Annotated in this window: 2 protein-coding genes and 1 pseudogene; all 3 read right to left on the bottom strand. The window is 43.3% G+C overall.

Features of this window, described 5'->3' with window-relative positions; all coding sequences use genetic code 11:
• Nucleotides 1-83: 83 nt before the first annotated feature.
• Nucleotides 84-9,848 (bottom strand): M91 family zinc metallopeptidase, encoded by a 9,765-nt coding sequence (locus QQK21_RS08185; protein ID WP_284191711.1) that lies wholly within the window; start codon nucleotides 9,846-9,848, stop codon nucleotides 84-86.
• A gap of 177 nt (nucleotides 9,849-10,025) precedes the next feature.
• Nucleotides 10,026-10,286: pseudogene (locus QQK21_RS08190) on the bottom strand (transposase domain-containing protein); the annotation flags it as partial.
• Between the two features lie 92 nt (nucleotides 10,287-10,378).
• Entirely contained in the window at nucleotides 10,379-15,844 is a 5,466-nt protein-coding gene (locus QQK21_RS08195) for a M91 family zinc metallopeptidase (protein ID WP_284191712.1), read from the bottom strand.
• Between the last annotated feature and the right edge of the window lie 81 nt (nucleotides 15,845-15,925).

Raw genomic sequence — 15,925 nt, forward strand, 5'->3', positions numbered from 1 at the left:
AATGGGAAGCTATCAGGCTTCCCATCTTGTGGTTTATAAGTGCTCTATCTGGAAAATAGTGGCCACTATTCAGCTACTGAAGGTTAAGCAAATAAAGCTCTAACATTCTCAACTGTATTACCATCACCAGAATTGAGAACTTCCATCGCCTGTTGCAGTTTAGGTAATATGTGATTTGCTACAGAATCACTCGCAACATCAGTCGCATCCTCAAGAAACTCCCTTGTATTCAGATCGCCAAATTGGCTTGCAGGCCTACTTAATACATTGGTAATAAAACGCCTTAATTGTCCGTGATTTGGGTCATTTTGATTTGAAAAGCGATCTTCACTCAATGCTTTATACATTTGTTGATCAAATTTATCATTCAACATTCTTAACTTGTCTTCTGGAGACAAGTATCTAGGAGCCGGACTACCTTGGAGGAATGAACCTAGGCTCGGTGGCTGAGTTGGCTCTTCTCTCTGTGATTCCGGATTGTTGGTGTCTTGCGTATCGTCTTCCAATACTTTTGTTTCAAGCTCTTCAATGCTTATTTCATATCTATCTTCTGCTTGGTCATCAGACGCCACTCTAACAATTCTAACGAAACTTCCACCAAAATAGCCTGACACTTCATCATATTGACTTAGGTCACCACCATTCATCTGTCTTACTATAGCGCTTATACTCGGGCTCGAACTTTCAGGACCTAGTAAAACATCTGTTGATGGTACACCATTACCTTTCGCGCTATTTTCCCATACCGTGTAAGCGGCTTCTCTAATTGAATTTCTGTCCGTTCCTGAAGCCAAATAGAGTTTTTTACTCGGCTCTCCACCTTGGGCTTGAATAAGAACGAGGCCGTTTTCGCGTGTTACCTTAGATTTCACTTTTTTATGGTTTGCCTTCAATGCATCACGATCAATCGGCGGTATTTCTGAAGATAGATCCTGTGGGCCATGTCTCCCCAACATTGGGTTGGGCTCATAATATCGACCACGCATCATGTCACTTCTTCTAAAATCGACTAAGCTACCAGTCGGAGTTTCAAAACCAGCAGATGCGTGTGTAGAGACGTCTACTTTTAGTTGACCATTCTCAATTCTACCCATAGTTGTCCGAATTCGTCTGTTAGTAATAAAACCGAGGAAACCGTAAACTAGTCCTGGCTGTCTTTCTGGTTGGAGATCCATTAATGCATTTTCTAATTTTCCTGTGAGTGATGCATCAAAATCTCCCATGTTCCTCCTATCGGTGATCTCTGAGTAGAGCTCGCCATGATCGGCATTTGACGAAGACACTCTTATCTCTTCAGGGTTCCCTACACCACTGTTACATGCAGCCACTTTGACGGGGACATCCTCAGGTAATAACATACCGTCAATGTCATGAGCAACATCCCCAGCGCTCATTTTAGGAGCAGTATCAGAAGCAGCACTATAAATAAATCCTTCACCCGGCTGCCCATGACCACTCACATATAACATATCTGTTGAGTTGAGATCACTTAAATCGGTTTTTTCGAGACCATAAAGGTAATGAAACTTCGGCTCCAAAGACGATGCATCAGCTGGACCATATGTATCGATAAGAATTCGTCGAAACTCCTCTATTTGCTCTTGATTTTTAAATACAACTTCATATGGATCGGCACCTTTATCGCTTAAATCACGAAGCAGAGGAATAAGCCTTTTGTTCACTCGTTCATCATTCATGAACGGGAAATAGATATACTGTTTGCCGCTAGGCTTCACATATGGCTTAAAACCGCCCGAAGTTTGGAGATCGGTAGACGACACTAACTGTCCATTAACTCTGTGAGTCGAAGTGCCTACCGCATCCAAACCTTCAGCGACTCTGCTATTGGGCGCATTCTTGTAATAAACACTCGTCATGTTATCAGCCTGTAAGCGGCTCCGGAGCTGTTGTTCATTGCCAACTAGGCTTCTTTCTGTCCAGCTGTCATATTCCCACCAATTACCTTGATTATCACGTATGTATGTTAACCAATGCCCCCCATTCCTGTTCGTCGCCGCCATAAACCGACCACTTTCTATGGCTCTTGTGGGGTCTGTTGATTCGATAAAATTATATTCAGCAACAGCAATACTTTCCATGCCCGTTCCATTGTCTTTGACAAACTGTGGAATGTCACTGTCTGGTATTCCTATACTTCTGAACTGTTCATATACCTTTTCGCGAAAAACATCTAAATCAAGTTCCCTGCCTTCGTAATGGCTAAGAGCGTAATAGCCACAAAAACTCGATAATTCACCGTCATGCGGTTGATTCAGAAATAAGTCCTGTGGGGGCCCACTTGGATTAGACCCTTCTACGTGACCACTTCCAAAAGCAGAGTCGCGGGAGTTTATACCTTGTGGGTTATCTTTTTGTGTGTTCTTGTGTTCTTTTTGATACCTACGCCACGCCTCTTCTTTCATCTTTTGAGCGCGTTTCGCTTGCTCAGTGTTTTTATTGACCAACTCCTCCGCTTTTTTGAGGTTCTGATCGAAGCCAGTAGATGTATACCAATGAGCATCTGAAAGTACCTGCGCCCCTTCTACATGTTGAAAGCCTGAAAACTGCCCACTGGATAAGAATGGAGCACTCGCAAAATTGTCAACCTCCGCTATTTTAGCCAATGTATTTCTTTTACTCGATAAGGCATCCTGATAGGTCGCAAACCAGTTGTTTCTAGTATCAAAAATAGGTCCACTTATCCCGAGTCGTTGCCTAAATTGACCTGCTGTAGGGTCAAATGCCACATCAACCCCCTTATATTCGGCAAAGATCACCCAGTGATTCGTATACACATCCGCTTCATTCCCAAGAGCGTTATCCCAAAAAGCCATATTGACAACCCTGATGTTCTCAACATCTGGATTGTCACGCAGAAGAGTCCTTATTCTTTTCGCCGCATTTTCACAGTTTTCTGTCGGGTCATTGATATAACGTTGTATCTCACTGTCTTCAGATACAATATCCTTGATTTCATCAATCTTTGACTGCTGCTGGGATGGCGTGTCAACATGTCTAAATCTATCAAGAGCCTCATTAGGCTCAAACGTTGGTTTAGATGGCTCTGGGTCTCGCCTTCCTAGACCTAATCTTTTCAGAATTCCATCAGATTCATCCAACCGCTGAGAGGGGGATACCTCCCCTGCATTACGTGGTGCACCACGCCCTCCAGTCAGACCAAAGTCATTACCATCCATCCGATTTAATCGCCTCAATTCTACCGCACTGCCTGCGGCACCGAACATATCTAAAGGAGCGAGCGCGAGCGGAAGAAGGCCAAAATTTCTTTCCTCAGCCGTATCACCTTGAGTAATAACGTATAAACCCTCAGCAACACCGTGTACCCCACTGACTACATCAACCACAACGGCGGCACCCGCAACGTAAACACCCCCGATCCCAGCTGCAGCGCCCCCCGTCAACGCTATTGAAGCTGCACCCAGTATATAACCAGATATCTCGAAAAACTTATCCGTCGCCCACTCGGCATCCGAAGTGATTAGCGTATCAGCATCACTCTTTAGCCTATCCAGCATTCTACCAGCCATGGTTTCAAAGGCATCAGTTTGATCTAATTTAACATGTGATTGACCAATGATGTTTTGAGGATGGGAAACATTGGCTCTTTTATTTTCTGAGAGTACGACCACCCCTTCATATTGACGTGCTTCACGTGCGGGGAAGTCAGTACCATAATATTTATTAGTCCATGAAGCCAGAATTTCTAAAGAGCGAGCTGGGGTTTCACTAGAGAGCAACCCTGGTTGCTTATTGCGTTCGCTCATATGCGATAAGATGTAATCTTTATTCGCAGGGTTAGCAAAAAATAGATTAAACTCTTTTTCACTATTGAACTTATGCACGCCCCCATTGGATTGCAAACTCACAAGAATGATCGCGTTTCCTTGCCGAGTCAACAACATACCTTCTAAAGGATAATGATTTCTACCATTGCTCAATGATGGAACGTATGCATTATCTGGAATATTACGTAGTGCGTCGGCCTCCTGAGAGCTCAGTACACCATCCGATTCTGCTTTTTCAATTTGGCTCTTATACTGATTTTCAAGGTATTGCGTAAATACCCCTAGGTGGTTATTTTTAAAATCATCAATTTCATCTGTGATCATAGGTTGGAGATCTGCATCATTCAGAGTCTTATAAAGCCTATTGAAGCTATCTGTTTGGTAGTGATTAGGAAGTTCATAGCTTGGCTCGGTATTGACAGTCACCGTATCACCTAAGCCTTTATCATAGTTATTTTTTAACCCGGTCACTAGGTCTACTTCGCTATAAAGTCTGCTTTGAGAATAACCTTTCGCATCTTCAGCGAGAGTATCGAAGAGATTATTTGCGTTCATTTTATGCTTGAATGCATCTTTTAAAATATATTGATTAGCATTGTTTCCTGATGCAGAAAGCTCTTCCAATATCGTCACCATCCCTCTTTTAACACGCCCATCCATTTGATTGTATAGGCTTGCATGAGAGAGAATATACTCACGATTATTTGCATCACCGAAGAACTGGTTCAGCTCTTGCCTAGAAGAAAAGTTGTGTACTTCTCCATCAGGCATTAAGCTGATCATGGTATAGTGGTCACCATCAACGATTACTATCATGTTCTCTAATGGATAGTCACCGATAAAAGGCTTGATTATATAAGGAGTATTGATTGGTTCTTCTATGTATAGATTAGGATGTAGGACTCTATCTAATAAGCTCTCTGTCGCCGCTCTCTCATTACTATCAGAAATGGCTCCAACTTTCTCAGTCGCACGCTGTCGTAATAGCTGAGCATACTCCTCGGAGCTCCAATTTGCTGTTTCTAACTCATCTGCATTAACCGAATACAAATGTTCTTTACCCAAAGCAGACTCGAGATCCCTATAACCAATTGTATAATGCTCTTGGTGGCCGCCTGAATTATAAGTTATAGATTTACCAATCAGTTGTTCTAAGCCTTGATAGCCCGTTCCTCTATGTTCTCTGATATAGTCTGTGACTTGTCTTGGAGTACGCTCCATATGACGGATTGCAAATTTGACCTTTCTAGGCTCATCGACTCCATTTTTTTTCCAATACCTTTGTGCAGCACTGTCTGGAGAGACTCTATCCATAAAGTAAGTCATGCGGTTTTGATTCATGACCTCTTTTTCATATTGAATCAGGCCACCGTGCTCCTTAATATCAAGAATTTGCTGCTCTGCGGTATAGATCTCTCCATTGGGCTGAACAATATCCGTTCTCGATGCATAAAACTGCGCTTCAACTTGTTCGGTGTTTTCATGCAGTTCACATCGGCCTTGCCGATATTGAAGGATGGTATCAGCTAGAGTTTCTTGTTCACCATATCCGTATTTTTCTAGATATATCCTTTCACTAGGTAGCAGCGGCCAGCGATAACCTTCAAAAGAAGGATCATTAGAAATAGTGCTGCTTATATCCATCACCAATCGCTGTGTCTCTTCAGGCGTTGGGTCAAAAAAGAGATCACGCACTTCAGGCACGTATGAAGAAAATGCTTGGTTGAAAAGTATACGTTCTGCTTGCCCTAATAACTGCCTCTGCTCTTCTAGAGCTTGCCTATCTTCTGGTGAAAGCGCCTCCCCTGAAGATAGAATTTGGTTCACAGAGTCCAATTTGGATAAAATCAAGGCATAGACTTTAACAAATTCACCTGAGGCATAAGCTTGCTGCAACTCAGCCACCATTGTCTTCTTGAAATCACTCACATTCTGTATCGAGTTTTCAGGGGCGTAGGTCTGTTCTAATTGAGCACCACGACCATTCTTAATATCATCTTCTACTTGTTTTAAATACTGTTCGGCGATAAGAACGTCATCTGACACACGCCGGATTATACCCTGACGTCCTATCATTCCAGGTTGTTCAGCCTTAACTTCTGCTACCCAGAGTTTTGCATAGGTCAACCTTTCCATATTAGGCAGGGCACTTCTAAATTGTCTTTCTTGAGTACGAAGTCGAGATAATTGACCATTAGCGACAGATAGCTTATGGCGACTAGCGTTCATTTTTGATAATCTCTCAGTGTTCACTTCGCGAGTAGGTATTAGTGACCCCTGCATTAGCGGCTTGGTAATATACTTCGGCATTGCCTTTGCTTTGTTAAATTCTCTTTCGGCCGCTTCGATTTGTTTTGTAAGTTGCTTACTCATTTTGAAGAAATTCTTATAGAATTGAACTTCTGTTTCCATGCTCGGGTTGTCTTGATATTGATAATGCAACTCCCCATCATCAATACCAACTCCTTCGCTATACTCAGTTCTAGGGTCCAATCCTAATTCTTTCCGAAGTTGATTAACCGTGAAGATAGGGGCGCCTTCTTTAAGGTGGGATTGTTTCACCTCTGTCTTGCTAAAATCGTGTGTTTGACCGTCTTGAACATAAGGGATGCCTACCGCCATATGCTCTAATCGTTCCAGGTCTTCTTCTGTAAACCTTGAGCCGCCTTTGATTAGATTGTCTTTATCTAGGATGTGTATCAACTCATGGGCAAGCTTCAGTAGTGGCTGCTGTGTAGCAGCACTGTCAGAGTCAAAAGACGAGACACTTAAAGGGTCAAACGAGATTACATTTTTTTCCAAATCCGTGGTAGCAGGATAAATGGTCATACCGTGATATGACTCAGGCTCTGGAAAACGAATCGAGAAGTCCTTTCCTTGCAATGCCTCGAGCAATCTCTTTCCTTCTTTAGTCTCAGAAAGTTGCTTAAACACTGCAGATACATGATCAAAGTATTCTTGAGTACCCTTTATCTCAATGGTGTGATGTTCTGAAACCTTGTATTGCCAATCTCTTACTGGACCGGGAAATGGTTCCGATTGAGTTGCTTCGGCTGATGATGGCAACACATGTTCTGGCACATCAGTCCTTTCTGCTTCAGATTCAACTGACTCCATAGAGTCTGTTTTGCCTTCAAGGTCTACCTCTTCTTCCTTGGTAAACAAAGGGTCCCAACTATCAATCAACCCCTTACTTTTAAGATCTTGCATATCCTTATCAAAACTATCTGACAACTTTTGTCTACATTGCTCTTGAAGTTCAGCTAGGTCAGTCTTAAATGCAAGATCTTGAGCTTCAATCATCTCGCTAATGACAGCTTCGGGCAGTTTGTCCTTCATTTCATCCCTAAACTGCTGCTTCATCTGCTCAAATTGCGTTTTTATGCCATTGGTATAGTCTTGGTATGCTTGGAGAAGCTTTTGCCTTTGCTCGGGGATATGCTTGTTGGTCAAATCCTGCTTTAATTTGGCTTCCATCACTTTGTTTGTTACGGCCCTTGCCGCTATTGAAACCGGCATAACCGCGCCGGTAATTCCACCTTCTACAGCTAGAGTCTTCAACCAAGAATCTGTCTTAATTTTATCTTTAGGATCCACCATTGCGTTATGTGCGTAAGCACTCAGCACCAAGGCACCGCCAGCGACTGTTTTTATCGGACGGGGTACAAAAGACATAGCGGCTTTAAACCCAAGTTGCTTCAACCTATTATTAACCACGTCCTGCACAACCTTGTATGGGTAGTCTTCCCCAGGCATGACACCCGTTTTTATCTGATGGACCTTATACGGAATTTTAAATGACGCTATCGTTGTTTTAACCCCCGCTTTGACTGTTCCTTTTACTAGGGTGACAGTAGCGCCAGCCGCGAGGTCAACACCGCCCTCAATGACCGCGTAGATCACACCTCGAGTCGCTTGTTTCTGCCCCCACTTTACCGCAAATTCAGCAAACGATTTTTCGTCTGCAAGGTGTTGCTCTGGTGTTTTGGGCAAAATGATTTTATCTTTACGCGCGTAGTGCCATTCTTGACACATTCGGGTCGCAAATAGAATCCCTTCCGGATCATCGTCTGACTTAACGGCATCAAGCAAGTCCTCTGCTTGTAATGTCTGACGTAGTGATTCAGCCGTCGGAATGTCCGTTTCAGGCATCATCTCATTAGCCTTCATACCCCAGTCTTTGGCAACTTTAGCATGGCGAGAAAAAGGGTCGAGACGCTTACTTGTTAAAGAAGTAATTTTAAGATCGAGATTGTCCAAGTCACTTTGGCCTGAGAGACTTGCAATACGGGTTTGGTGGATGATGTCACCTAGCTCATTTTCCGTAAATGATGTTTTGCCACTCAGTTTGTTAGAAATACCTTCTAACTCTTTCTTTACAGGATCATAGAATTTGGAGTCAATGATCTTCTTAAGTTCTGTCTTCAGTGTTGCTTGTCCCCACTCTGATAAGCTATCTGAGTGCGAGCTAACAAGCTCCTGCAACGCACTAGGCAAGTTGGCAATCTGTTCTTCAATATCCTTGGATATTTCTAATGCATTATCACAAGCTTGGTGGAATTCTTTGATTTGACCCGCTTTATCTTTTTTACTATCAGAACTTGTTTGCTCTTTCCCACTGGCTTTTCCAGTAGAAAAATCATCAATCACGGCCTGTGCGAAATCTTGCATCGCTTCAGCGGCAAAATCCGCTTCTAAAGGCTTATCTTTTTTCAAGTTTGTTGCTGCTGCTTGTAAGGGGTTTAAATCATATTGCATACGCAAAGCTGGCTGCTGCATTAGCCAATACATGCTGCGTACAATAGACTTTACTTTCGGCTCCTCAGTTTTCAACCCAGCAGGCGCTCTGATCCTATCAAATCCAACTTTTCTCGCTTTTTTATGACCAACATCTCTCCAGTGATTAAGCGTATACGATGTAAGTTCAGCTTGCTTTGGAAGCTCTTGTAATACGCCGAGAGTGCTCGAAGGTAAGCCTTTAACTTTTTCGGCAACCGTGCCCGTGAGTGATTTGAATGCTTCGCGTGTTTTGCCACTTGAATCTACAAAAAAACGACTCACTGTTTCTTTAAGGGGCGGCTTTTGAGTGACGTAAGATGGTTTGTACTCCCATGCGTCTTTGGGCTTGTTAAAAACGCCCGCTTTTCCACGGAACTCATTGGCACTTTTATGAACCAAACTTTGGATATCGCCAATGATGTCTCTTGGCATCGAAAAATAGTCGGTGCCCAATACATCCTTATCGTATCTATCTAACTTCACGTATAAATTGCATAGCTGATTGTTGTTGGCCGTCAGAGTCTTCATAACCTCAGTACGCTGTTTAACCAAATGTTGGGCCATCAATTTTTGCCCTGAAGAGCTGCAGAGTTTATCCATTGCCAATTTGGGTTCAAACTTACCCTTGTGGTTTTTGAAAAAGTCGTCGCTGTGCAGGAATTCATCGGTCGTTTTCACTTCCCACTGAGATAAAGAACCTATACTCGCATTCATCTGGCCCAGCTTTAACGCTTCATCTACGGCTTGAATGCTTGTTTTTACGTGGCGTGCAAACTGATAAGCTAACCCTCTATCATCCGAATTAACGCTCGCTTTGTCTTTAATTTTATCTAAAAACCGCTCAATTCCTTTTAATGTCTCTTCACTTGGTCCCAGATTAGAGGCCTGCGAATCTCGATTCGATCTTATCTCGGCAATCCTTTCACGCAGTGATGGTACTAACCCTTTGTCAATCTCAATGATAAGCTCGTTGTAGCCTTTTTCGATAAACTCTATTGCTTCTTGTTGCTTGTCCTTTAAAGCTTCAACAAGCGACTGTTTTGGCAAATCCACTGCTCTTTCTTCAGCCGCGACAGTTTTACCGACTGCTGGGCCATCAGGAGTGGTAGCTATTGCCTCTGCATTAGTTGATTTCAGTGTTGCGTTCCTGTCATTAGACGCCCGAGTCAATGAACCTGCACCAAAAGTTTGCTCGGGAGCATGTTGAGTGCCACCGCTTTTCGTCACTGATGGAAATTGAGGATTCTTATCTACTCTAGACATGGTTCGCTACCTTTTATCATTTAATGTGAGAGGTTTATCTATGCTATAGATAACACCCGCAAACGTAAAAATGATGATAAAAACACCAAAAATAGTAATAAAAAAATCAAAAAAACCAACGAAAGAATTATCTGTAGGCGCCTATACGGCTGATGGTAGCCAGAGCTTTAGGTCGGCTCCCCAAGTTTTTCTAAGTTGAGTGAGTGCGCTGGGTAACGCAAATGGCTTACCTCTTCGGTTGACGATATCAGCCATGGACTTAGCGTTATAGATAGCCATACCAACCAGTAACCATGCCATTAATTCTAAAATCAGCTTTCTTTTTCTGAGGGTGGCGGTATCAGTAAGCTCGTAAGCATTATTCATGAATTCAATTGGCAGTAGATCTGCGAGCACCTCTACTTGATTGGGTTTGTAATCGCTGTTGTTATCCAGAATTTAAACCACAATGGGAAGCTATCAGGCTTCCCATCTTGTGGTTTATAAGTGCTCTATCTGGAAAATAGTGGCTACTATTCAGCTACTGAAGGTTAAGCAAATAAAGCTCTAACATTCTCAACTGTACCACCAGAACTGAGAACTTCCATCGCCTGTTGCAGTTTAGGTAGTATGTGATTTACTACAGAATCACTCGCAACATCAATCGCACCCTCAAGAAACTCCCTTGTATTCAGCTCGCCGAATTGGCTTGAAGGCCTACTTAATACATTGGTAAGAAAACGCCTTAATCGTTCGTGATTTGGGTCATTTTGATTTGAAAAGCGATCTTCACTCAATGCTTGATACATTTGTTCATCAAATTTATCATTCAACATTCTTAATTTGTCATCTGGAGACAAGTCTCTAGGAGCCGGGCTAACTTGGAGGAATGAACCTAGGCTCGGTGGCTGAGTTGGCTCTTCACCTTTTTCTCCAACCATTGCTCCGGCAATGGTTCCCGCTAATCCCCCTTTATTTGCAGCGTATGGGCCGTAGCGCGTTGCTCCCCCCATTGATGCCCCAGTATTCTGAGCTGCATCCTTGCCCTGCCCCATTAACTGGCCTAACGACCCTCCCGCTTTCTTAGCTGCCCCACCTCCGGCCGGAAACGCCGCAGTTCCCAGCACGCTTACTCCGAGTTTTGCTCCTGCCTCTTGTTTATCAGCAACCGTTTCCGCCAGTCCTGTTTCCAACCCACCTTGAATCGCCGCATTTGCCGCTCTTGCTAAAAACTTCAATCCTGGAGGAAATCCCTCCGTTGCAGCCAAGGCTACAACACCGATAGTATCTTTATATATGCTGAGGACTTTATGCCCAACTTGTTCAAGGTCTGATTCTGCGGCTATGTCCATATAATTGTTGAGCATGTCCAGCATTGCATTCGTGTTTCTTCTGGCAGTTCCACCATCACACTTTACCAATTCCAGTTCTGCGTGATCATTATCGGTAAAAGACCAGAAGCTTCCCTCTCTGGGCTTGTCTAAATAGCTTTGCCACTTCGGGTCAGAAGACTGCCTAACCCACGTTGCAAACTCGCTGTCATTATCCAGCATTGCATTATTTGCAGCGGAAACATCATCAAATGTAAATGGCTCTCTATTATCATGGGGAGAGAAAAGCTTGAGTTTGTTATCTTTGTCGTAGAAAGCGAACAACGAGTGATCTTCTACGTCTTCACTGTTCCATGACCACCCTCCATTGACCTGCATCTTTACATCTACTTGAAAAACATCACGTTCGGATATACCTAGCTGTTCCAACTTTGCTTCAAAAGCCTGTTGATAAAAATAGTCAAGTGACGACATAAACTCTGAATCGTTCTTAAGTGCCTGAATATGTGTGTCATAGGCAGTTTGGAAATCACGGTCGGTCACTTTTCTTGCCAAATCAGCAAGATCAGAGTCTTCGGCCTGATAACGGCTCACATTCATATAGTTTCCTAAACCAGCAGGATCATTCTCCCGTGCGTATTTCAAATGTTCATCATTGGCAATCTGCCTGATTGTAAAGGTTTTGCTAGGTGTAGTATCGGTAATTTTGTAATCCCCAGACTTCCCGTTTGTACTTTTCTCGCGAGTAGTTACACGTTTGTCGTAAACGACGGTCACTTTTTGGTCAAGAATTGAATTAGGGCTATCCCCAGAATACTTCTGGCGTAGATTATAACCCATGTCTTGGGATATCTCCCTTTCAAGAAATTCGTCGATAAAAATCCCTCGATTAGCTAAAACACTATGGTGCAAGTCTTCTCTTGCGCTGTCTAACGCTCCCGAATTGAAGTACCAATTATCGTTTTCTTCACGGCAGTATTTAACTGTGTCTGTAATCTGGTAGGGCTCTAAACCTGGATAATTCCTTATTAGCAGACGCTCCTCGAAAGATAAGGGAGGCTGACCTGAATTCTGCAAGAGTTCATTGACAATATTGGCTTTCTCTGCGATTTCTTCGGGGGTATGTGGCGAGCCAGAATAACGCCCTGCTCTTTCCTCTGAGAATATTCCATTCCGAAATCGCTCTCTCAAAGACGGAAAGCCTTCGTCTCCATGGTGATGACCGTACATATCAAGTTCAATTTCGTCAAACTCGCCTGCTCGTGGACCATTATCCCAAAACCCGACTCTGCCATCAGCATAAGTACCGTGGCTATCATCATCCCTCAGTACTGCCTCTTCTCCTCTAAGTGCATAAAACTGCTGGCGATACCCATTTTCAGTAAACACATCCGCATCAAGATTAGCATTTTGGGATGCAAGTCGATCGTATATATGCTTCAACTCATGAAACAGTGCTATGGATGGATCGCGTTCACGCCATTCATCATCTTCAATATCTTCCCCGCTTGTCGCTGACAGCGTATTAAATGGATCAAAGTAGATTATGCCGTTGTCGACATCAGTACTGCTTGCGAAAAACGTTCGGCCCCCCTCTTGTCTAAGCTCGTCGCCTGTTTCACCTGCATAGCGAATTTCAAACTCCATACCAGAATTGATGAGTATATTGAGCATTGCCCGCCCGTCTTCTGTTTGGCATAGCGTATTGAGAGCTTCGCGAGTCTTTGCTTGAACGTCACTACTACCGTTCACTTTGACCTTATCAACCAAAGACTGTATGTTTAGATCCGTGTTATCATGTCCCCCAACAGAATCATTACCAGCAACTTCTTCTGTATGATTTTCCATCTGGGCATCAACGACCGCCTCTTTATATTCACCTTTACCTCGAGCAATAGCTGGATAGGTGTTAGAAGTTGCGCTCGACTGTTCAAAAGCATTGGAAAGCTCTTCTGTTGGCTGAATATCTTCTGATAGCGTTTTTCCTTTCAACACTTCTCCAATAACTTCATCGGCTACAGCTCTCGCTCCCATAAAGCCAGTCACGTATGCGGTATCAAGAATGAAATGACTTTTAACCGTCTTACCTAGGTTGCTATTCCCAGTCGCTAACCCGCCAACAGTAATGGCAGCACCTAAGGCACTCTTAGCCCCGCGAGGCATAAGCCCAGTTGCCAAACGAAAAGCCGCTTTTAAGGATTCCTCCCGCACATATTGATTGATCTCTTCAAACGGTAAATCTTGTCCTGGCTTGACTGAGTTTTTAAGTTTGCGAATGCCAATTTCCATAGTGAGGGGAGCCAAAGCTACCTTTAAGAGGCCCATTTTAGGCTTAAGACTCGGATCAAAATCAGCAAGATATTCTAAGGCGGCGACTCCTTCACCGACCGCACCACCGATAAGACTTACCGCCGCCGCGTAGGAAACATTTTTCTCTCCCCAGCGAAAAAAGTAATCCTTTAAGTCGCCCCTTTCTTTCATGATTTCAGCAGCACTTTTCCCCCAAAGTAACATCTTTTCTGCCGCTTCAGATTCTGCGGTTTTTACCCGTTCACTGCCAAGAATAGCCAACGGGTCCCCTTGTTTACTCAGCAACTTACCTAGACCATCATGTTCAAGCCCCTGTAGCACACGATCAATAATCTCCCCCACTTCTTTCGGTTCGTCAGAAAACTCTAGTTTGGTGTTATTGATCCATTCACCGATTGACTTGGCTAATCGCCCATGACGTGAGTATGTGTGAAGAGATTCTCCAGTGAGTTCGGTACTCTTTGTTTTGATCTTTTGCTTAACTTTGCCCGCCTCTTCTTTCGCCGCAAGTGCATTTTTCCTAGCATCTTCAAAATCACCATGCCCAGACAAATTTACCGCCGTTTTTAGGGCTTTGACTGACTTCTCTAACTGAGTTCTGTAATCTGCCATTTGACAAGTCAGATCAGCTAGACTTTTCGTCACCTCAGGCTTTAATTCAACAGGTACACGATCGAGTATCCTTTCTTGAACAGCTTGAAGATTGCTATCAGAGATCATAGTCAAAGCTCGATTTATCGACTGGTTTACTGTAACAACACTTTGTTTGAGGTTTTCATGGCTCTGAAACCAACTTCGACTCTCCTTGCTTTTCTGAGTTTGGCTTATCCTTAAACTCTCGTCTAGAACTGCATTCAATACCGCCCTTTCTCTGCTCTCTCCTTCTTTACTTTGCAAGGCTTTCTGCATATTTTTGGTAGAAATATCGCCGCTCAAAGCAAAGTCTTCTGCGTAATTCCAACCTAATTTCTCTTTTAACTTCTCATCTTCTTTTATCAAGGTCGTCAATGTGGACAGGAGTGGGTCGACCGAACGCGTTATATGTTCTTGCGCTCCTAACATCTGGTTTAGAAATGCCCGGGCAGTGGAATCCACAATTTGCTCAGCAGTCTCTAAGTGATTAATTTTCTTTGTGTTCGCTGCCTGTGTGGTTTTATGCGTGCCATAGATTGCTGTGGATCTGAGTGCATTAGCTCCCATCGCAATTGATTTCCCGCCCTTTTCTACCATGTTGGCTGCGGACTCTAACGCATAATCAGGGTTATCAAAGGCAACGAGGGCTTTTATTAACGAATTCCCCACGGAGGCACCCACTTTACTGATAGTCGATTTTTGAGGGGAAAGCGCTTGAGCGCTGTCACTAATATCGTTACTCAGCTCCTTCAACAAGTTCGAAGAATTTGCTAAAAATTTCTCAGCTTTAACTCGATTCTCAATAGATATGGGCGACTTATGTACATTTCCTAGAAACCCTCTTACCTTAATCATCGGTCGAGATACTCGCGTCGCTGTTTCTTGCAAGCTGTGTGCTTTTTCCCTAAGCTTCTCAGCCTCAGTGATACAAGTTGCCTCAAATTCAGACGATTGTGCCTTGGTTAATTTTTTAGCTAACGGTCCTTTATCCTCATCTAATATCGTCTGCAACGATACTGTCAGCGCTTCTTGATCCTCTTTTCCTTGAGAGAGATGTGTCAATGTTTGAGCTATCACGGCGTCGCGTGTCTTTTCCTTTACCTTTTGCGAAAGGTTTCTTTGGCGACTATGAGCAAGCGTCTCTAAGCCATCCTGTAACATAGCGATAGAAGCATTGACATGTGCAACCATCACGACCGCTTTTCCTCGCTCCTTTTCATTGTCATGAGCCAACTTCCGAGACACCAGTGCGTTGATATCTTTTTGAGGGAAATTCTTTAAAAGACTCAATACTTCCGTTGCCTTATCAATCACTTGCTGATCTTTGTGTTGGCGCAATTCAGTTGCAGTTTTCTTCAGCTCAGTAATCGCTTCTTGATTGACTTGCGGAGATTTTCTGTTGTAACCAAGTAATTTAAACTCCTCCCAATCGCGGTGGATACTCTCGAAGTTTTGTAAGAAGCTTTCTATATGTTCCTGAGTTTCAGTTTCCAATACATCAGTATTTGCCTGGGATTCTTGCTCAAAACCTACTTTTTTTTCTACAGCCGCGACAGTTTTACCGACTGCTGGGCCATCAGGAGTGGTAGCTATTGCCTTTGCATTAGTTGATTTCGGTGTTGCGTTCCTGTCATTAGACGCCCGAGTCAGTGAACGTGCAACCGGGTTTTTCTTGAATTCGAGTTGAGTTGTACCACTATTTACCACTGTTGTAGGATTAAGTTTATTAGTCTCAATAACCATCGTTTACTGCCTTTATCATTTAATGCGAGAGTTTTATCTAAGCTATAGATAACACCCGAAAAGATAAAAATGATGATAAAA

The sequence above is a fragment of the Vibrio zhanjiangensis genome, from assembly GCF_030161235.1.
GTDB classification, from domain to species: Bacteria; Pseudomonadota; Gammaproteobacteria; order Enterobacterales; family Vibrionaceae; genus Vibrio; species Vibrio zhanjiangensis.